We start from the raw sequence: 19,381 nt of genomic DNA on the forward strand, positions 1-19,381 counted from the left end.
GGCCGACCAGGCCTGCCGCACCCCGCAGCGGATGCCGCGAGCCCATCCCCCACGAGAGGATCGGCCCGCGGCATCCGCTCGTCTGCGCCCTCGCCCGCGCGTTCGCGCCGCCTCCCCCGATCCCGCGTGGAAACCCCGCGACATCCGACCGCCGAACCATTGCATCGAGCCGCGTCCGCAGCGATCATGATCCGGGGGGTTCTGAATGGGGAGGCAGGCGAAGGCGACCTGGATCGGCGAGCACGGAACCGCAGCATCCGTGACGCTGCACCTCGAGGCCGCTGGATTGCAGATCTCGGGCGAGCGCCGGGCGCGCGTGCCCCGTTCGGCGTGGTCGCATGTCGAGGCGGCCGACGGCGTGGTGTCGTTCGAGGCCGACGGGCGGATGTACCGGTTCGAGCTGGGCGCGGCGGCGCCGACGTGGGCGACGGCGCTCACCACGCCGCCGCCGTCGCTCGCCGAGAAGCTCGGGGTGTCCGACGGCGAGACGGTCGCAGTGCGAGGCGCGCTGCCACTGCACGAGCTCGACGACGCCCTGGCCGGCGCCATGCGGGTGCCCCCATGGGAGGCCGACGTGGTCGTGGTCGTCGTGCACAACGACGGGGAGCTCGAGTCGCTGCCCGCGTGGTTCCGCGAGTGCGGCATCGCCTCGCACGTGTGGGTCGTGCACGGCAAGGGCCGCGCGAGCACCGCGCCCGGCGACAACGCCGTGCGCGCCGTGCTGCGCGGCGCCGGGTGGCGCGATACGAAGGTCAGCGCGGTCGCCGACGACTGGTCGGCCACGCGCTACTCGCCGACGAAGGCGTCATGAGCTCGGAGCCCAGGGTCCTGCGGTACACCGCGTTCGCCGACGATCCCGAGGGCGGCAACCCGGCGGGCATCGTGCTCGACGCGTCGACGCTCGACGATGCGGCCATGCAGGCGATCGCGACCGAGGTCGACTACTCCGAGACCGCCTTCGTGACGGCTCACGAGGGCGACGTGCGCACCGTGCGCTACTTCTCGCCGATCTCCGAGGTGCCGTTCTGCGGGCACGCGACCATCGCCGCGGCGGTCGCCATCGCCGAGCGCGAGGGCCCCGGCGTCGTCCGGTTCGCCACGCCCGTCGGCGAGATCGTGATCGAGACCCGCGACGACGGCAACGGCCTGCGTGCGGCCTTCACGAGCGTCGACACCGACGTCGCGCACTTCCCCGAGTTCGCGCTCGACGCCCTGCTCGAGCTCATCGGCGTCGATCGCACCCACCTCGACGAGCGCTACCCGCCCCGGCTGGCATCCGCCGGCGCCTGGCACCCGATCATCGTCATCGCCGACTCGCACGTGTTCGACGACTTCGGCTTCGACCCCGGCGCCATGCGCGCGTTCATCGACGCGCAGGGCTGGCCGCTCACCATCGCCGTGCTGCATCGGGTGTCGGATGCCGCGGAGGGCGCCCTGCACTTCGAGGCGCGCAACATCTTCCCCGTCGGCCGCATCGCCGAGGACCCTGCGACCGGCTCGGCCGCCGCCGCGGTCGGCGGCTACCTGCGGGGGATCGGCGCGGTGCGTCCGCCCGCGCGCGTGGTGATCGAGCAGGGCCGGCACGTCGGACGCCCCGGGCGGCTCATCGTCGACATCCCCGAGCAGGGCGGCATCGTCGTGAGCGGGCGGGCGGTGGCGATCCGCTGACGCGCGGGCGCGGCATCCGTCGAGCAGCAGCGGCACCCGGCCGGCGTCGCGATCCCGGCAACCGCCTTCCGAGCTCGCGGCTAGGCTCGATCGCATGCAGACCCGCACCCTCGGCCGCACCGGCCGCACCGTCTCCGCGATCGGCCTCGGCACCTGGCAGCTCGGCGCCGACTGGGGCGACGTCGACGAGGCCGACGCGCTCGCCGTGCTCGACGCTGCCCACGAGTCGGGCGTCACGTTCTTCGACACCGCCGACGTCTACGGCGACGGCCGCAGCGAGACGCTGATCGGGCGCTGGCTGCGCGAGCACCCCGGCTCGGGCGTGACGGTGGCCACGAAGATGGGCCGGCGGATGCCGCAGGAGCACGCCAACTACTCGCTCGATCACTTCCGCGCCTGGACCGACCGCTCGCGCGCCAACCTCGGCATCGACACGCTCGACCTCGTGCAGCTGCACTGCCCGCCGACCTCGGTGTACGCCGACGACCGGGTGTTCGACGCGCTCGACACGCTCGTCGACGAGGGCGCCATCGCCGACTACGGCGTGAGCGTCGAGACGGTCGAGGAGGCGCTCACGGCGATCGCGCGTCCGCGGGTGGCGAGCGTGCAGATCATCCTCAACGCGTTCCGCCTGAAGCCGCTCGACGACGTGCTGCCCGCCGCCCGCGCGAACGGCGTCGGCATCATCGCGCGCGTCCCGCTCGCGAGCGGACTGCTCTCGGGGCGCTACACGCTCGAGACCGAGTTCCCGGCGAACGACCACCGCAGCTTCAACCGGCACGGCGAGTCGTTCGACGTCGGCGAGACGTTCTCGGGCGTCGACTATGCGACCGGCGTGCGCGCGGCATCCGAGTTCACCGAGCTCGCGCGCCAGGCCGCGCCTGACGCCACGGCCGCGCAGGTCGCGCTCGCGTGGGTCGCCGCGCAGGACGGCGTGAGCTCGGTCATCCCGGGCGCGCGCAGCCCCGAGCAGGCGCGGGCGAACGCGGACGCGGGCTCGCTCGAGCTGCCGGCATCGTTCCAGGCGCAAGTGCGCGAGCTCTACGACCGCGACATCCGCCCGCTCGTGCACGACCGCTGGTAGGCGAGCCCGCGGCGCACCTCAGCGCGACTCGTACTCCCAGCCGGTGACCCAGTCGGGGTCGATGCCGTGCTCGTACGCGTACTCGCGCGCAGCGGCCCGCGCCGCGTGCCACTCGTCGGCGATCTCGGCCACGCCGGGTCGCTCGGCGAGCCCCGGCACGCGGTGGATCACGTCGAGCGCGAGCCGGTAGCGATCGAGGTCGTTGAGGTGCAGCATGTCGAACGGCGTGGTCGTGGTGCCCTTCTCGACGAAGCCGCGCACGTGCAGGTTCTTGTGGTTGGTGCGCCGGTACGCGAGCTGGTGGATGAGCGACGGATACCCGTGGAACGCGAAGACCACGGGCCGGTCCTTCGTGAAGATCGCGTCGAACGCGAGGTCGTTGAGCCCGTGCGGATGGTGCGACGGATCCTGCAGCCGCATGAGGTCGACGACGTTCACCACGCGCACGCGCAGGTCGGGCAGCCGCTCGCGCAGCAGCAGCGCGGCCGCGACGGTCTCCATGGTCGGCACGTCGCCCGCGCAGGCAAGCACGACGTCGGGCACGGATGCCGCGGGGTCGGCTGCGTCGTACCCGGGCTCGTTGCTCGCCTCGGCCCAGATGCCGACCCCCTGCTCGACATGCGCCTCGGCCTCGGCGTGCGTCATCCACTGCGGCGCCGGCTGCTTGCCCGCCACGATGACGTTCACCCGGTTCTGCGTGTCGAACACGTGGCGCATGACGACGAGCAGGGTGTTCGCGTCGGGCGGCAGGTACACGCGCACGACGTCGGCCTGCTTGTTCACGACCACGTTGAGGAATCCCGGGTCCTGATGCGAGAACCCGTTGTGGTCCTGCCGCCACACGTGCGACGACAGCAGGTAGTTGAGCGAGGCGAGGTCGCCGCGCCATGGCACGTGCGTCGCGGACTCGAGCCACTTCGCGTGCTGGTTGAACATCGAGTCGACGATGTGGATGAACGCCTCGTAGCTCGTGATGAGCCCGTGCCGGCCGGTGAGCAGGTAGCCCTCGAGCATGCCCTGCATGAGGTGCTCGCTGAGCGCCTCCGTCACACGGCCCGACCGGGCCAGGTGCTCGTCGAGCGGATGCAGCGACTCCGCCCACACCCGCTTCGTCACGTCGAACACCGCGCCGAGCCGGTTCGAGAGCACCTCGTCGGGGCCGAAGAGCCGCACGTCGTCGGGATTGCGTCGCATGAGCTCGGCGAGCCAGTCGCCGAACACCCGCGTCGACTCGGCGGAGTCGCCGCGATCGCCGGGGTCGACGTCGACGGCGAAGTCCTCGGTCGGCGGCAGGTCGAGCGGCCGCACGATGCCGGCGTTCGCCACGGGGGTCGCGCTCATCCGCAGCTCGCCGCGGGGGCGCAGCAGGTCGAGGTCGGCGACGGGACGCCCGTCGGCGTCGAAGAGCTCCTCGGGGCGGTACGAGCGGAGCCAGGCCTCGAGCATCGCGAGGTGCTCGGGGTTCTCGCGCACCTCGGCGAGCGGCACCTGGTGGGCGTGGAACGTGCCCTCCACCTGCACCCCGTCGACCACGCCCGGGCCGGTCCAGCCCTTGGGCGTGCGCAGCACGATGGCGGGCCAGCGCGCGGCGTTCACGTCGAACGCGCCGGCCGCGGCATCCGCCCGGATCGCGCCGATGCGCTCGTAGGCGACGTCGATCGCGTCGGCGAGGCGGCCGTGCACGGCCATGTGGTCTTCACCGTCGAAGCCGCCCGTGACGAGCAGCGGCTCGTAGCCGTTGCCGCGGAAGAAGTCGACGAGCTCCGCCTCGGGTATTCGCGCGAGCAGCGTCGGGTTCGCGATCTTGTAGCCGTTGAGGTGCAGGATCGGCAGCACCGCTCCGTCGGTGACCGGATTCAGGAACGAGTGCCCGCGCCAGCTCGCGGCGAGCGGCCCGGTCTCGGCCTCGCCGTCGCCGATGACGCACGCCACCACGAGGCCCGGGTTGTCGAGCGCCGCGCCGAACGCGTGCATGAGCGAGTACCCGAGCTCGCCGCCCTCGTTGATCGAGCCGGGTGTCTCGGGCGCCGCGTGCGACGGGATGCCGCCGGGGAACGAGAACTGGCGGAACAGCTTCTCCATGCCCGGCCGGTCGGACGTGATCGCCGGGAACAGCTCGGAGTACGTGCCGTCGAGCCACGTGTTCGCGACCATCGCCGGGCCTCCGTGACCCGGCCCGCACACGTACAGCGTCGGCGTGCCGCGTTCGACGATCGCGCGGTTGAGGTGCGCGTAGACGAGGTTCAGCCCGGGGGACGTGCCCCAGTGCCCGAGCAGGCGGGGCTTGACGTCGTCGGGCTCGAGCGGGCGGTCGAGCAGCGGGTTCCGCATCAGGTAGATCTGGCCCACGCTCAGGTAGTTCGCCGCGCGCCACCACGCGTCGACGACCTCGAGGGCGACGGATGCCCCGCCGCTCGACGCCATGTCGTCGCCGCCGCTCAGACCGGCCGCCTCCCGAGTGCGAGCAACGACCAGCCGTAGAGCACGGCGATCACGCCCGTGCCGGCGGCGAGGAGCGCCACGCCGAACGCGACGATCGACGTGAACAGCGAGGTGCGCAGGTACGAGGCGGTCGCCGCCGTCTCGCGCAGCGGGTCGTCCTGGTCGAGCTCGGCGTAGGTCTTGCCCCCGGTCGCCTCGAGCGCGTGCTTCTGGATGACCTCGGCCTGGGCCCATGCGGTGATCGGGTCGAGCACCTGCTGGCCCTGCGCGAACGCGGCGTCGTCGCTGACGACGATGTTCTCCTCGGCCAACTGGGTCGTCACGCCGATCCAGGCGGCGACGCCGCCGAGGATCATCAGCGCGCCGATGATGATGCCGACGATGCCGGTGAATCGGGAGCCGCCGCCGCCTCGGCGCGGCTGCTCGGTCGTGGTGCGTTGGGTGTCGTCCACCTGTCCGCTCATGGCTTGTTCCCCCTCCCAGTCGGGGGCGATTCCCGCCCTCGGGGGCAGCGTATCGGGCGGCGCCGGTCGGGCGGAAGGACGAAAGTCCCGGTCCCGGGGCGATGCTCCACGTCGGCGTCGAGGGCGAGGGACGTCCGAGTCGTGCGCGCGCCGGTAGGCTCGTGGCGATGATCCGCCCGTCCCGTGCACCGCGTCAGGGCGTGCGCGCGTGATCGGCATCCTGACCGGCTTCGCGGTCATCGCCCTCGCCGTCTTCGTCGGCTGGCTGGCGGCGCGCACCGGGGTGCTCCCGCCCGAGGCGAGGCCCGTGCTCGCCCGCCTGAACTTCAACGTGCTGGCGCCGTTCCTGCTCTTCTCGGTGCTCGCGACGGCGGACGTCGGCGCGCTGTTCTCGGCGCTCCTGCCCGTCTCGGCGATGACGGCCGTCGCGATGATGGCGGTCTTCGCCCTCGTCGCGCTGCTCGCCTGGCGGCGCACGCTGGCCCAGACCGTGATCGGCTCCCTCGCCTCGGGGTACGTCAACGGCAACAACTTCGGCATCCCGATCGCCGTCTACATGCTCGGCGACGCCGCCTGGTCGGCACCCGTCGTGCTCCTCCAGCTGCTGCTCTTCGCCCCGATCGCGCTCGCGGTGCTCGGCGCGAAGGTCGAGGGTCGCGCGTCGGCGTGGGAGATCGTGCGGTCGACGTTCACCAACCCGATCATCGTCGGCTCGCTGCTCGGCGTCCTGGTGGCCGTCACGGGTCTGGAGCTGCCCGCGTACGTGCTCGAGCCGATCGAGCTCATCGGCCACGCCGCGGTGCCGCTCATGCTCATCGCCTATGGCCTCTCGCTGCACGGCCAGCGGCTCCTCGAGCCGGGCACCGGCCGCCGCGACGTGCTCCTCGCCGCGACGCTGAAGCTCGTGGCCATGCCGCTCGCCGCGTGGGCGCTCGGGCGGTTCGCGTTCGGGCTCGACGGCATCGAGCTCTACGCCGTCACCGTGCTCGCCGCGCTGCCGACGGCGCAGAACGTGTTCGTCTTCGCGCAGCGGTACGAGACGGCCGAGGTCGTGGCCCGCGACACGGTCTTCGTCACCACGATGGGATCGGTCCCGGTGCTCTTCGCGGTGGCGCTGCTGCTCGGCTGACCGCACGCGGCAGGATGGTCGCGAGCGCGCTCGCCGACCCACGGGCGTGCGCGACCTCGCGAGCGAAGGAGACCGCATGCCGTTCCGCACCGACGACGGGCAGCCCCTCGGCGAGCTGCTGCTCGCCCAGCGCCCCGCCGACGGCTACCGCTTCGAGGTGCGAGCCGGCTTCGTCTACGACGACCCGGTGTCGGGGCGCCGGTACACGGTGCCCGCTCGCGCGCCGCGCGCGCCCCTGCCCGACCCCGGCGTGCCGGAGCCGGCAACGCACGGCGTGACCGACCTGGCGTCGGTGCCCATGTGGATGTGGAGCTTCATCGCGAGCTACGGTCGCCAGTCCGCGCCGGCCATCCTGCACGACGAGCTCTCGCTCGACGCGGTGGAGCTCGGCGATCGACGTGCCACGCTCGTGCAGCGCCGCGAGGACGACCGCGTCTTCCGCACCGCCCTCCGCGAGCAGCGCGTCCCCGTGCTGCGGTCGTGGCTGATGTGGGCGTGGGTCGCCGTCGACCGCGAGCGGCAGTTCGGCGGGGCGGCGGGCGTGCTGCTGCTCGTGCAGGTGATCGTCGGCGCGATCGTCGTCGTCGGGGCATCCGTCGCCGCGTTCTGGAACCCGTGGTGGCTGCTCGCCCTGCCTGCTGTCGCGCTCGCCGGGTCGGCGTGGGCGGCCGCGGGCCTCGCGACGCTCGTGCTGCTGCTCTCGGGGTCGCTCGCGGTGCTCGGCCCGCTGCTCGCGCTGCACCTCGTCGCGCTCGTGCCGTTCCGCCTCGTCGAGGCGCTCGTCGAGGTGCTCGCGGGCGGCGACCCACGGGACGTGGTGCGACCGACGGCGCTGCCGCCCGTCAGATCACGGTGACTCGACGCGGGGGCGACGCCTGACCGCGCGCTCGTGGTCGCTCGATCGCCGGATCAAGCGCCCTTCTCACGAGCGCGCGGTGCGACGGCGGCGCAGCGCGACGTATGCGCGCATGAGCTGCGGAACGACGAGGTAGACGGCAAGCGGCACGACGACGAGCGTGAGCACGAAGGCCCGCAGCACCGGATGCCACGACTCCGCGATCGGGGCGATGAGCAGCATGCCGACGGCGACGAGCGGGAAGATCGCGAGCCACGTGATGACGGCGCGCACGTGCACCGACGGCGGGGTGGGGACGGCGCGCGCGGTCGCGGGCGCGGCAAGGTGCGCGGCGGTCGTCGGCGCGGAGGTCGTGGGCGCGGCGGCCTCGACGACGGGGGTGGGGGCGGTGGTCATGGCGACTCCTCAGGTCATTTCCAACTGAACGGTTGTAATTGAACCACGTCCCGATTGAATTCGCAACTGTTCGGTTGGAGATTGCTACACTGGGTGCATGGCCTGGGACACCGAGCGCACCAAGCGACTGCTGCTGGATGCCGCGACCGCCGAGTTCAGCGAGCACGGGCTGGCCGGTGCGCGAGTCGACCGCATCGCCGCGGCCGCGGGCGTCAACAAGGAGCGGATCTACCAGTACTTCGGCAAGAAGGACGACCTGTTCGCGGCCGTGCTCGCCGCTCGGCTCCGCACGTCGATGGACGAGGTCCCCATGCGCGGCGTCGGCGCCGAGGCCGTGGGCGACTACGCCGGCCGCCTGTTCGACCACCACCTCGTCGACGGGGTCATCCCCCGCCTCGTCTTCTGGGAGGGGCTCGAGCGCGGCGCGGCGACCGTGGCCGACGCGGCGCGCGCGGCCTACCACGAGCAGAAGGTCGAGCGGTTCCGCGAGCTGCTGCCGGGCGTCGACCGCGAGACGGCCGGCGAGCTCCTGCTCACGATCGTGTCGCTCGTGAACGCGTGGCCCGTGCTCGGGCACCTCGACGCGTTCCTCGTCGACGGCCACTCCGACCGGGCGACGCGCCGTCGCGCGGTGCTCGTCGCGTCAGCGTCGGCGCTCGCCCGCGAGGCGATCGACGCCGCGGCGTCCGCCGCCTGAGCCGCACGCTCGGCACCTCGCCGCGCATCCATCGCCCGCGTCGGCGAGGTTCAGTGATAACCCTGATGCCCGCCGTTCGGGGCGTCCGTAGCGTGGGAACCGGTCGTCGAGCCGCGGACCGCAGGGGGAACTGTCACCGCGGACGGCGACCGGAGAGCCGGTCGGCACCTCGGGTGCGACCGGCTCCCCCCGTTCTCCCCGGAATCACCGGGACCACCAGCCCACCAGCGCACACGACGAGCGCACACACGACCGGCCGCGACGAGTCCGGACCGACGAGCGGAGCACCAATGGACCACACCACGCGCGCCGAGCGCCTCACGCAGTCCCGACCGGCGCACGCCGCCCTGCTGCCGAAGCGGCTCGATCGCGCGGTGAGCTGGACCGACTTCCGCACCGCGGTGCGGTACGACCCGGCCAACCGGCTGCTCATCGCCGTCCCGGCCATCAGCGCCAAGCGCGCCGAGCACACGTGGCTCGGCGAGGCCGTCACGCTGCACACGCAGCTCGGCGACGCCGACGTGTACCGCCGCGGGTACGAGCACGGCGCGGTGTACTGGTCGGAGCGCACGGGCGCGCACGAGGTGCACGGCGAGATCGCCGAGCGCTGGCAGGCGGTCGGCGGCGAGCGGTCGTTCCTCGGCCTGCCGACGACCGACGAGCAGCGCCTCGGCGGGCTGTCGCTCGACGCCGGCGGCTTCGCGCACTTCGAGGGCGGCTCGATCTACCGGACGTCCCGCCACGGCGCCGCCATCGTGCACGGCATGGTGCGCGACATCTGGGCACTGCTCGGCTGGGAGCGCTCGAACCTGGGCCTGCCCGTCGCCGACGTGCTCGTGGACCCGGCGACCGGGGCGATGAGCGGATGCTTCGAGCACGGCACCATCGCCTGGTCGCCGTCGCGCGGGCCCGAGATCACCGTCGCCGACGCCGACGCCGCGCTCGACGCGGCCGACCGCGACGCGGTCGGACGGCTGCGCACCGCGTTCGCGCCGCAGGCGTAGCGGCGCGCCCCCGCTCGGCCGCATGACAGACTCGGTCGGGTGACCGCGCCGCTCCTCGACCTCGCCCCGCGCCCGTACGACGCCGACGCGATGTACGACGCGTTCGTGGAGTGGGCCGCCGGCCGGGGCTTCTCGCTCTATCCCGCGCAGGACGAGGCGGTCATCGAGATCGTCTCGGGCGCGAACGTGATCCTGTCGACCCCGACCGGCACGGGCAAGTCGCTCGTCGCGGTCGCTGCGCACGCGGCATCCGTCGCCCATGGCGGTCGCAGCTACTACACGGCGCCGATCAAGGCGCTCGTGAGCGAGAAGTTCTTCCAGCTCGTCGAGATCTTCGGCGCGCAGAACGTGGGCATGGTCACGGGTGACAGCTCGGTCAATCCGGATGCCCCGATCATCTGCTGCACGGCCGAGATCCTCGCGAACCTGGCCCTCCGGCACGGCGCTGACGCCGCCGTCGACCAGGTCGTCATGGACGAGTTCCACTACTACGGCGACCCCGAGCGCGGCTGGGCGTGGCAGGTGCCGCTCATCACGCTGCCGCGCGTGCAGTTCGTGCTGATGTCCGCGACGCTCGGCGACGTCACCGCCATCGCCGACGACCTCGCCCGCCGAACCGGCCGCGACACCGCCCGGGTCACGGGCGTCGATCGACCGGTGCCGCTCCACTTCTCGTACGCGAAGACGCCCGTGCAGGAGACCGTCGAGGAGCTGCTCGACACCCGGCTCGCCCCCGTCTACATCGTGCACTTCTCGCAGGCCGCGGCGATGGAGCGCGCGCAGGCACTCTCCTCGATCCGGGTCGTGTCGCGGGAGCAGCGCGACGAGATCGCCGAGGCGATCGGCGGGTTCCGGTTCACGACCGGGTTCGGCAAGACCCTCTCGCGGCTGGTACGGGCGGGCATCGGCGTGCACCACGCGGGCATGCTCCCGCGGTACCGACGGCTGGTCGAGACGCTCGCGCAGCGCGGGCTCCTCCGGGTCATCTGCGGCACCGACACGCTCGGCGTCGGCATCAACGTGCCGATCCGCACCGTGCTCATCACGGCGCTCTCGAAGTACGACGGCCAGCGGATGCGGCAGCTCACCGCCCGCGAGTTCCACCAGATCGCAGGGCGCGCCGGCCGCGCCGGCTACGACACGGCCGGCACCGTCGTCGTGCTCGCGCCCGACCACGAGATCGAGAACGAGGTCGCGGTGCGCAAGGCCGGCGACGATCCGAAGAAGCTCAAGAAGGTCGTGCGCAAGAAGGCGCCCGCCGGGTTCGTGACCTGGGGCGAGGGCTCGTTCGAGCGGCTCGTCGCCGCGGAGCCCGAGGCGCTCGTGCCGCAGCTGCAGCTGACGGCGGCGATGCTCATCAACGTGATCGGGCGGGGCGGCGACGTCGTCGGCGGCATCCGATCGCTCGTCTTCGACAATCACCAGTCGCGCGCCAGGCAGTACGAGCTCGCCCGCCGCGCGCTCGAGATCCTGCGGACGCTGAAGGTGGCGGGCGTGGTCGAGATCCTCGAGCCGACCGCGCCCGGACGACTCGCCGACCTGCGGCTCACGGTCGACCTGCAGCCGAACTTCGCGCTCAACCAGCCGCTGTCGCCGTTCGCGCTCGCGGCGATCGAGCTGCTCGATCCCGAGACGAGCGAGCAGGGCACGGGGCACTACGCGCTCGACGTCGTGAGCATCATCGAGTCGACGCTCGACGACCCGCGGCCGATCCTCTCGCAGCAGCAGTACAAGGCGCGCGGCGAGGCCGTCGCCGCGATGAAGCGCGACGGCATCGAGTACGACGAGCGCATGGCGCTGCTCGAGGAGGTGACCTGGCCGAAGCCGCTCGACGAGCTGCTCGCCGTCACGTTCGAGACGTTCGCCTCGAGCCAGCCGTGGGTGCGCGACTTCGAGCTCTCGCCGAAGGCGGTGGTGCGCGACATGTTCGAGCGCAGCATGTCGTTCGGCGAGTACGTCTCCTTCTACCAGCTGCAGCGCAGCGAGGGGCTGGTGCTGCGGTACCTCTCCGACGCGTTCCGGGCGGTCCGCCAGACGGTGCCGAGCGATGCGAAGGACGAGGAGCTGCTCGACATCATCGAGTGGCTCGGCGAGCTCGTGCGGCAGGTCGATTCGAGCCTCGTCGACGAGTGGGCCGAGCTCGTCGACCCCACGTCGCACCTGCCCGAGGACGAGCAGGCCGTCGTGCCGCCGGCGCCGCCCTCGGTCGTCACGAATCGCCGCGCCTTCACGGTGCTCGTGCGCAACGAGCTGTTCCGGCGCGTGCAGCTCGCGGCGCTCGAGCGCGACGAGGAGCTCGCCGAGCTCGACCCCGACGTCGGCTGGCCCGACGCGCTCGACCGCTACTACGGCGAGCACGACGAGATCCTCACGGGCGGTCCGGCGCGCTCGCCGCGACTTGTCACGATCGACGAATCGGATGCCGCGAGCGGCCTGTGGCGGGTCGAGCAGGTGATCGACGACCCCGCGGGCGACCACGACTGGCGCATCCGCGCGGAGATCGACCTCGAGGCGTCGGCCGAGGAGGGCGCCGCGGTCGTGCGGGTGACCGAGGTCGTACGGCTGTAGCCCGTCGGTCGAGGAGCGCCCGCCGGATACGGACGAGTCCGAAGACCCGACTACGCGACCGCGAGCATCCCCGCGGCGGTCAGCGCGAGCACGAGGCCGACCCATTGCACGGGCGCGATGCGCTCCTTGAGCACGAGCGCGGCGAGCAGGATCGTGCCCGCCGGGTACATCGCGCCGAGCACCGCCGCCACCGAGAGGTCGCCGGCGCGGATGCCGACGAGCAGCAGTCCGTTCGCCACGACGTCGACGGCGCCGCACGCGATCGCCAGCTGCACGCCCGCCGCGGTCGTGCTGCGCACCGGCGCGACGGCGGCGCCGATCGACGTCGGCCGCGGCATCCGCTCGGCCCTCGGCTCGTCGCGACGACGACGGCGAGCGACGCCGATGAGCGCCAGCACGCCGAGCACGGCGAACATGATGGCGCCGTTCACGACGCGGTTGACGAGGAGCGGGAGGACGCCGCTCTCCTCCGACGTCTGGTCGATCGTGATGAAGAACGTGCCGATCGCGATCCCCGACCCGATGGCCATGAGGATGCCGCGCAGGCTCGGTCGCACGGCGCCGCGCTCGGGCACGAACCCCACCAGCACCACCGCGACGAGCGCGAGCCCGAGCGCCCAGTAGCCGAGCGTCGCGAACCGCTCGCCGCCGACGACGAGCCCCCACACCATCGGCACGACCGCCGAGACGAGGGCGGTGAGCGGGGAGAGGATGCTCATCGGCCCGATCGCGAGGCATGCGTAGAGCAGTGAGATCGCCACGGCGCCGGCGATGCCCGAGAGCACGCTCCAGAGCAGGTCGTCGTCGGTCCAGGTGCCGCCGAGGAGCGGGAGGGCCGCGAGGAGCAGCACGAATCCGGTCAGCGACGCGACGGCCGTGGCGAGGATGGAGCTCACGCGCTTCGCGGCGAGACCGCCGAGGAAGTCGGCCGCGCCGAAGACGAGCGCTCCGGCGAGCGAGAAGACGGCGGTGAGCATGGTCGTTCCAGCGTAATGGCGGCGCTCGCGTGCTCATCCGAGCAGGGGGCGGGGCCTATGGTGCACATCTGCGCGCGATCCGTGAACACCGCATGAAAACCGGCGTACGAAGCAACGGAAACCCCTTGGCAGCGTCGGAAGGGGTGCTTAGGCTACGGGCAGTGCTCCCTGCGAACCCGACCCGACACCGTCGTCGAGCCTGAGTCCCCGCATGGCGCATCTATGAGGCAGTGGGGATCAGAGGAGAGTCATGCCACGTCGCAGCACCGTTCAACGTCTGTCAGCCGTGGCGGTCGCCGCGGCCGGCGCCCTGGTGGCGGGAGTCCTCTCCGCGCCAGCAGCGCACGCCGTCCCGGTCTCGCACACGATCGCGGCGGTGCAGGGCACCGGGACCGCGACGCCGGTCGCGAACCAGACCGTGACGGTCGAGGGCGTCGTGACCGCCGACCACCGCGTCGACGGCAGCTACCGGGGCTTCTACATCCAGACGCCGGGTCCCGATACGACGCCGGGCGCATCCGACGGCATCTTCGTCCTCGTCGGCACCGCGGCCACGCCGTCGTTCGCCATCGGCGACCTCGTGCGCGCGACGGGCGTGGCGCAGGAGTCCGGCTCGGTCACCCGGGTCAACGCCTCGGGTGCCGGCGCCTCGGTTGAGGTCGTGCAGGCCGGCTTCGGGGCGCTCGCGCCGACCAACCTGGCCGCGACCGTGCTCGGCTCTGCGCGGGAGGCGTTCGAGGGCATGCTCGTGCACCCGACCGGTACCTTCCGGGTCGTCTCGAGCCACAACCTGCAGAACTTCGGCGAGCTGTGGACGAGCGCGGGCGGCGCAATGCCGGTCGAGGCGTTCGAGCAGCAGGCTCCCACGACGACTGCCGCCAACAACATCACGGCCGCGAACAACAACGCCCGCCTGATCCTCGACGACGGATGGGACGTGAACACCTCCGACGCCAGGCACCCCGGCGGCCAGCCCTACTTCACCAAGGAGCTCGTCGTACGCAACGGCGACAACGTGACCTTCCCGACTGGTGGGGGCGTCCTGAGCTTCGGGTTCAGCAACTGGCGCGTGCAGCCGCCGTTGCCGATCAACGACGCGAGCCCCGCGAACCTGAAGCCGACGTTCACCGCGGTCAACACGCGCCCGGGCCTGACCGCGCCGGCGGTGGGCGGCGACGTGACCGTCGCCGCGTTCAACGTGCTCAACTACTTCACGACGTTCAGCGACGACAACCCCGAAGCCCGCGGTGCCGCGAACGCCGAGGAGTTCGCGATCCAGAAGTCGAAGATCGTCGAGGCGATCAACGGCCTGGACGCCGACGTCGTCGCGCTCCAGGAGATCGAGAACTCGGTGAAGCTCGGTGAGGCGCCCGACGAGGCGCTCGCCGATCTCGTCGCGGGCCTCAACGCCGACGCAGGCTCGAAGGTGTGGGACTACGTGCGCACGCCCGCCGCGCTGCACGACGCCGCGATCACCGACTTCATCACCAACGCGATCATCTTCAAGCCCGCCGTGGTGAAGCCGTCGGGCGAGGCGCAGACGATCATCGACGAGGCCGTGTGGGACATCGCGCGTGAGCCGATCGCCCAGACCTTCAAGTACGGCAAGTCGTTCCTGACCGTCGTCGCGAACCACTTCAAGTCGAAGAGCGGCACCGACCCGACACCGCAGCAGGGCCAGGACGCCTTCAACGACGAGCGCGTCGAGCAGGCGAATGACCTGCTGGAGTTCGCGAACACCCTCTCCGAGGGGAAGAAGAACGCGGTCTACCTCGTGGGCGACTTCAACGCGTACTCCAAGGAGGACCCGGTCCAGGTCTTCGCGAAGGCCGGTTGGACCGACCTCGCCTTCGCCAAGGCTCGCGGCCAGTACACCTACACCTTCGACGGAGAGCTCGGCTCGCTCGACCACGTGATCGCGTCGCCCGCGGCGACCGACCGGGTGGCCGGTGTCGGCGTCTGGCCGATCAACTCGCCCGAGTGGCAGCAGCGCGAGTACTGGGGAACGGCCGCCGAGGCCGGGACCCCGTACCGCTCGAGCGACCACGACCCGATCGTCGTGGGTGTCGGCTCGCCGAACGCGAGCACCAAGGTGGACATCGACCTCGTGACCGTGAACGACTTCCACGGTCGCATCGAGCAGTCGGCGCCGTCCGGCGGCATCGCCGCGCTGTCGTCCGCGGTCAAGCAGATCCGTGCGGCCAACCCCAACACGATCTTCGCCGCTGCAGGTGACATGATCGGCGCGTCGACGTTCACGTCCTTCATCCAGCAGGACGTGCCGACGATCGAGTCGCTGAACGCGGCCGGGCTCGACGTCAGCTCCGTGGGCAACCACGAGTTCGACCAGGGCTTCGCCGACCTCACCGATCGAGTCATGCCGCTCGCCCTCTGGGAGTACCTCGGCGCCAACATCTACGAGAAGGGCACCAAGATCCCGGCGTTGCCGGAGTACTTCATCCAGGAGTTCGAGGGGGTCCGCATCGGTTTCGTGGGTGCGGTCACCGATGAGCTGCCCTCGCTCGTGAGCCCTGACGGGATCGCGGACATCACGGTGGGCGACCCGACCGAGGCCGCCAACCGCGTCGCGAACCAGCTGAGCGACGGCAACGGCGGAAACGGCGAGGCCGACATCGTCGTGCTCCTCGTGCACGAGGGTGCGGCGACGACCAACAAGCCGGATGCGGTCGACCCCGCGTCGCGCTTCGGCAAGATCGTGCTCGGCGTGAACCAGAACGTCGACGCCATCGTCTCGGGCCACACGCACCTCGCCTACAACCACGTGATCACCGACAAGGACTCGACGCAGTTCAAGCACGCGCCGATGCCGGTCATCTCGAGCGGCCAGTACGGCGAGCGGTTCTCGAAGATGGACATCACGTACGACAAGAAGACCAAGACGTTCACCATGAACAACGAGATCTTCAACCTGATGGACGGCACGACGGCGCTCTACCCCGACGACCCGGCCGTGAAGCCGATCGTCGACGCGGCAGTGGCGAAGGCCAATGAGCTCGGCAGCGTCGTGCTCGGCACCGCGACGGCGGACTTCGGCCGCGCCGTGGCTTCGGCGCCGATTCCCGGCCAGTCGCTGCCCGAGAACCGAGGTGGCGAGTCCACGCTCGGCAACCTGGTTGCCGACGTGCAGCTCTGGTCGCTGAACGAGGACGGCACCCGCGACGTGGACATCGCGTTCATGAATCCGGGCGGCCTGCGCGCGGACCTCGCCGGCGGTGAGGTCACCTATCGCGAGGCGGCCGACGTCCAGCCGTTCGCCAACACGCTGGTGACGCTGAACCTCACCGGGGCGCAGGTCAAGCAGGTGCTCGAGGAGCAGTGGCAGCCCGCGGGTGCGACGCGTCCGTTCCTCAAGCTCGGCGTGAACAAGGAGCTCGAGTACACCTACAACCCGGCTGGTCCTGTGGGCAACCGAGTCACCGAGATGCTCTTGAACGGCGTCCCGATCGATCCCGCCGCGACCTACTCGGTCGGCGCCAACTCGTTCCTCGCGGCAGGTGGAGACAACTTCTTCACCCTCGCGCTGGGTACCAACAAGGCGGACAGCGGCAAGATCGACCTCGAGTCGATGGTCGACTACTTCAAGGAGTTCGGCTCCATCACGCCTGACAACGCCCAGCGCGCCGTCGGCGTGCAGGCGGCCGGCGACGGCACGTACGCGCCGGGCGAGCTGGTGACGGTGAACCTGTCATCGCTCGACTTCAGCCGCACCGAGCCCGCTGCCGAAACGGTCGTGGTGTCGTTCGGCGGCACCCAGCTCGACACCTCGCCCGTCGACCGAACCTTCACCCCGACGGTCGACGAGATCGGCAAGGCCACGGTCGAGTTCACGATTCCGGCCGGCACCTCCGGACCCACGCGGTTCGACATCACGGTGCCGACGACGGGAACGACGAGCTCGTTCGTGCTCAACGTCGGGTAGTCGGTCGATACAGAGAACGGCCCCGGGCGCGAGCCCGGGGCCGTTCCCGTCCGCTTGTGCCCCGTTCGCGATCAGCCGCGCCGGTTAGGCTGATCGGGTGATCTCCCGGGGCGCACGAGTTGCACGCGGAACGGCCGTGGCCGTGTTCGCGACCTTTGTGGCCGCCCTGGCGCACACCATCGGCGGCGGGGCGCCCCCGGGGCCCGTCGCCCTCGTGCTCGCGCTCGCCTTCTCCGCGCCGCTCGCCATGGTGCTCTCGGGCGCTCGGGCGAGGATGCTGCGCACCGCTGTCTCCGCCCTCGTCGCCCAGGGCGTCCTGCACCTCACGTACGCGATCGGCACACCGTCGACCCCGTCGATGCGGAGCGGACATGCGTCTGCGCACCTCAGCGTGCCCGCGGCATCCGTCGACCATGGAAACGCCTGGATGCCGCTCGCGCACCTCGCGGCCGCCGCGCTGACGCTCGCCGCGCTCGTGGCCGGCGACCGGGTGTTCGACGCGGTACGGCGTGCGCTCCGCGTCGTCGTGCGCCGACTCACGACGATCCCGGTGCCGATCGTCCCTCCGACGTTCTCGCTGCTCGCGGACGCGCCGCGGCCGCGCTTCGCCGCGCTGCTCCTGGTCTCGGGGCTGGGATCGAGAGGTCCGCCGAACGCCGTCGCCGCATCCTGACGCGGCCGACGCTTCCCACCTCTCCTTCCTTGCGGACACCTCGCGCACGCGCGCGCCCGCACCGAACACGAAAGCATCCCATCATGCGCATCGCACGCCTCTCCGCCGCCGGCCTCGCCGGCGGCGCCGTCCTCGCGCTCGCGGCCGTCCCGCTCGCCGCCAGCGCCCACGTGACCGTGACACCCAGCGGCACCGCCGCCGGCAGCTACACCGTGCTGACGTTCGCGTACAGCCACGGCTGCGAAGGCTCGCCGACCACCGCGATCGCGATCGACATCCCCGAGTCGATCGCGAGCGTCGCGCCGACGCTCAACCCGAATTACACGATCGAGAAGGTCGCCGACGGCGACCGCACCTCGCAGGTCGTCTACACCGCGATCACGCCGGTGCAGGACGGCTACCGCGACACCATCGAGCTCTCGCTGCAGCTGCCCGAGGACGCGGCCGGCGAGACGCTCGCATTCCCCGTGCTGCAGACCTGCGAGGTCGGCGAGACGAACTGGAACCAGGTCGCCGAGGAGGGCGAGGAGGAGCCCGAGAGCCCGGCACCCGCCATCGTCGTGACCGAGTCGACGGGCGACGAGCACGGTCACGGCGCCGCGACCGACGAGGCAGCCGCCGACGAGCACGGCGACGGCCACGCCGAAGGCACCGAGGAGGTCGCGGCCACGTCGGACGACGCCGACACCGTGGCCCGCGTGCTCGGCATCGGCGGCCTCGTCGTCGGCGTCGTGGGCATCGTGCTCGCGCTCGCCGCGCGTCGTCCGCGGTCGGGGGCGTGATGTCGCCGACGGGTGCGGTGCCGCGGCCGGCAGCGAGGCGGCGTCACGGCGCGGCGCGGCTGGGCCGGCTCGCGGCGGTCGTCGCGGCATCCGCGGCCCTCGCCCTGCTGCCCGCCCTGCCGGCGTCGGCGCACAACTACGTCGTGGCGACGACGCCCGCCAAGGGCGCGGTCGTCACCGCGCAACCCGGCACGGTCTCGCTCGAGACGAACGAGGCCCTGCTCGACGTCGAGGGCGGCTCCGTCATCCAGGTGCAGGGTCCCGACGGCCGGTACTACGGCGACGGATGCGCCGTGGTCGACGGTCCCGTCGCCACCACGCAGACGCAGCTCGGCGAACCCGGCGAGTACACCGTGACCTGGCGCGTGGTCTCCACCGACGGGCACCCGATCTCGGGCACGTGGGCGTTCACGTGGCAGCCCGTCGACGGCATCGCGCTCGCCGAGGGATCCGACGAGCCGGGCGCCTGCGGCAGCGCATCGACGGCCGCCGAGCCCGAGGCGACCGAGTCCGCGGACGAGTCCGAGGCGCCCGACGAGTCGAGTGACGCGGCATCCGCGGCACCGCTCGACGCGCTCTGGATCGTCGGCGGGGTACTGCTCGCCGCGGTCGCCGCGATCGTCACCTGGCTCGTCGTCCGCCGGAGGGCGTGACCGCCGTGCTCGCCTGAACCCGTCCTCCCCAGCCCGGCAGCCGGAGCC

At 71.8% G+C, this 19,381-nt stretch carries 16 protein-coding genes; 12 read left to right on the plus strand and 4 right to left on the minus strand.

Annotated elements, in window-relative coordinates; all coding sequences use genetic code 11:
- Positions 1-205 precede the first annotated feature (205 nt).
- The 3 genes from ACWEOH_RS11565 to ACWEOH_RS11575 all read left to right on the plus strand — a co-directional run bounded on the left by ACWEOH_RS11565 (position 206) and on the right by ACWEOH_RS11575 (position 2,752).
- A complete protein-coding gene (locus ACWEOH_RS11565; RefSeq protein WP_452031054.1) occupies positions 206-811 on the plus strand; it encodes a hypothetical protein in 606 nt (201 codons plus the stop codon).
- Positions 808-1,668, plus strand: coding sequence for a PhzF family phenazine biosynthesis protein (locus tag ACWEOH_RS11570; protein ID WP_452031056.1), 861 nt, complete (start codon positions 808-810; stop codon positions 1,666-1,668). The genes ACWEOH_RS11565 and ACWEOH_RS11570 overlap by 4 nt, the downstream gene beginning before the upstream one ends.
- Before the next feature lie 94 nt (positions 1,669-1,762).
- Positions 1,763-2,752, plus strand: coding sequence for an aldo/keto reductase (locus ACWEOH_RS11575; protein WP_452031058.1), 990 nt, complete (start codon positions 1,763-1,765; stop codon positions 2,750-2,752).
- Between the two features lie 18 nt (positions 2,753-2,770).
- Here ACWEOH_RS11575 and ACWEOH_RS11580 read toward each other — a convergent pair whose 3' ends face one another.
- Complete coding sequence (locus tag ACWEOH_RS11580) at positions 2,771-5,176, minus strand: phosphoketolase family protein (protein ID WP_452031060.1); 2,406 nt, start codon at positions 5,174-5,176, stop codon at positions 2,771-2,773.
- A 14-nt stretch (positions 5,177-5,190) separates the two neighbouring features.
- Positions 5,191-5,658 (minus strand): aromatic ring-opening dioxygenase LigA, encoded by a 468-nt coding sequence (locus ACWEOH_RS11585; protein ID WP_452031062.1) that lies wholly within the window; start codon positions 5,656-5,658, stop codon positions 5,191-5,193.
- A 208-nt stretch (positions 5,659-5,866) separates the two neighbouring features.
- On the opposite strand from ACWEOH_RS11585, the gene ACWEOH_RS11590 reads away from it, so the two are divergent.
- On the plus strand, positions 5,867-6,787 hold the full coding sequence (locus ACWEOH_RS11590) for an AEC family transporter (protein WP_452031063.1): 921 nt from the start codon (positions 5,867-5,869) through the stop codon (positions 6,785-6,787).
- A 76-nt stretch (positions 6,788-6,863) separates the two neighbouring features.
- Entirely contained in the window at positions 6,864-7,643 is a 780-nt protein-coding gene (locus tag ACWEOH_RS11595; RefSeq protein ID WP_452031065.1) for a DUF1353 domain-containing protein, read from the plus strand.
- A 66-nt stretch (positions 7,644-7,709) separates the two neighbouring features.
- Here the strand turns inward: ACWEOH_RS11595 and ACWEOH_RS11600 are convergent, their stop codons facing one another.
- On the minus strand, positions 7,710-8,039 hold the full coding sequence (locus ACWEOH_RS11600; RefSeq protein WP_452031067.1) for a hypothetical protein: 330 nt from the start codon (positions 8,037-8,039) through the stop codon (positions 7,710-7,712).
- Positions 8,040-8,136: 97 nt separating this feature from the next.
- On the opposite strand from ACWEOH_RS11600, the gene ACWEOH_RS11605 reads away from it, so the two are divergent.
- From ACWEOH_RS11605 to ACWEOH_RS11615, 3 genes are all read left to right on the plus strand, one after another.
- Positions 8,137-8,736 carry a TetR/AcrR family transcriptional regulator gene (locus tag ACWEOH_RS11605; protein ID WP_452031068.1) on the plus strand — a complete coding sequence of 200 codons (600 nt, stop codon included), beginning with the start codon at positions 8,137-8,139 and terminating at the stop codon, positions 8,734-8,736.
- 290 nt (positions 8,737-9,026) lie between these two features.
- Positions 9,027-9,740, plus strand: a complete 714-nt coding sequence (locus tag ACWEOH_RS11610; RefSeq protein ID WP_452031070.1) for an LGFP repeat-containing protein — start codon at positions 9,027-9,029, stop codon at positions 9,738-9,740.
- A gap of 90 nt (positions 9,741-9,830) precedes the next feature.
- Positions 9,831-12,308 carry a DEAD/DEAH box helicase gene (locus ACWEOH_RS11615; RefSeq protein ID WP_452031921.1) on the plus strand — a complete coding sequence of 826 codons (2,478 nt, stop codon included), beginning with the start codon at positions 9,831-9,833 and terminating at the stop codon, positions 12,306-12,308.
- A 50-nt stretch (positions 12,309-12,358) separates the two neighbouring features.
- Here the strand turns inward: ACWEOH_RS11615 and ACWEOH_RS11620 are convergent, their stop codons facing one another.
- The gene (locus ACWEOH_RS11620; protein WP_452031072.1) at positions 12,359-13,285 is read right to left on the minus strand and encodes an EamA family transporter; all 927 of its coding nucleotides are present in this window, start codon (positions 13,283-13,285) and stop codon (positions 12,359-12,361) included.
- Positions 13,286-13,535: 250 nt separating this feature from the next.
- Here ACWEOH_RS11620 and ACWEOH_RS11625 point away from each other — a divergent pair, with 250 nt between their 5' ends.
- The 4 genes from ACWEOH_RS11625 (at position 13,536) to ACWEOH_RS11640 (ending at position 19,333) form a co-directional block, all read left to right on the plus strand.
- On the plus strand, positions 13,536-17,225 hold the full coding sequence (locus tag ACWEOH_RS11625; RefSeq protein WP_452031074.1) for an ExeM/NucH family extracellular endonuclease: 3,690 nt from the start codon (positions 13,536-13,538) through the stop codon (positions 17,223-17,225).
- A 136-nt stretch (positions 17,226-17,361) separates the two neighbouring features.
- Positions 17,362-17,898: a hypothetical protein gene (locus tag ACWEOH_RS11630; protein WP_452031076.1), complete on the plus strand. Its 537-nt coding sequence runs from the start codon at positions 17,362-17,364 to the stop codon at positions 17,896-17,898.
- Positions 17,899-17,981: 83 nt separating this feature from the next.
- Positions 17,982-18,680: a YcnI family copper-binding membrane protein gene (locus tag ACWEOH_RS11635; protein ID WP_452031078.1), complete on the plus strand. Its 699-nt coding sequence runs from the start codon at positions 17,982-17,984 to the stop codon at positions 18,678-18,680.
- On the plus strand, positions 18,680-19,333 hold the full coding sequence (locus tag ACWEOH_RS11640; protein ID WP_452031080.1) for a copper resistance CopC family protein: 654 nt from the start codon (positions 18,680-18,682) through the stop codon (positions 19,331-19,333). The genes ACWEOH_RS11635 and ACWEOH_RS11640 overlap by 1 nt, the downstream gene beginning before the upstream one ends.
- Positions 19,334-19,381: the final 48 nt, after the last annotated feature.

It is taken from the genome of Agromyces sp. NPDC004153 (genome assembly GCF_053603635.1).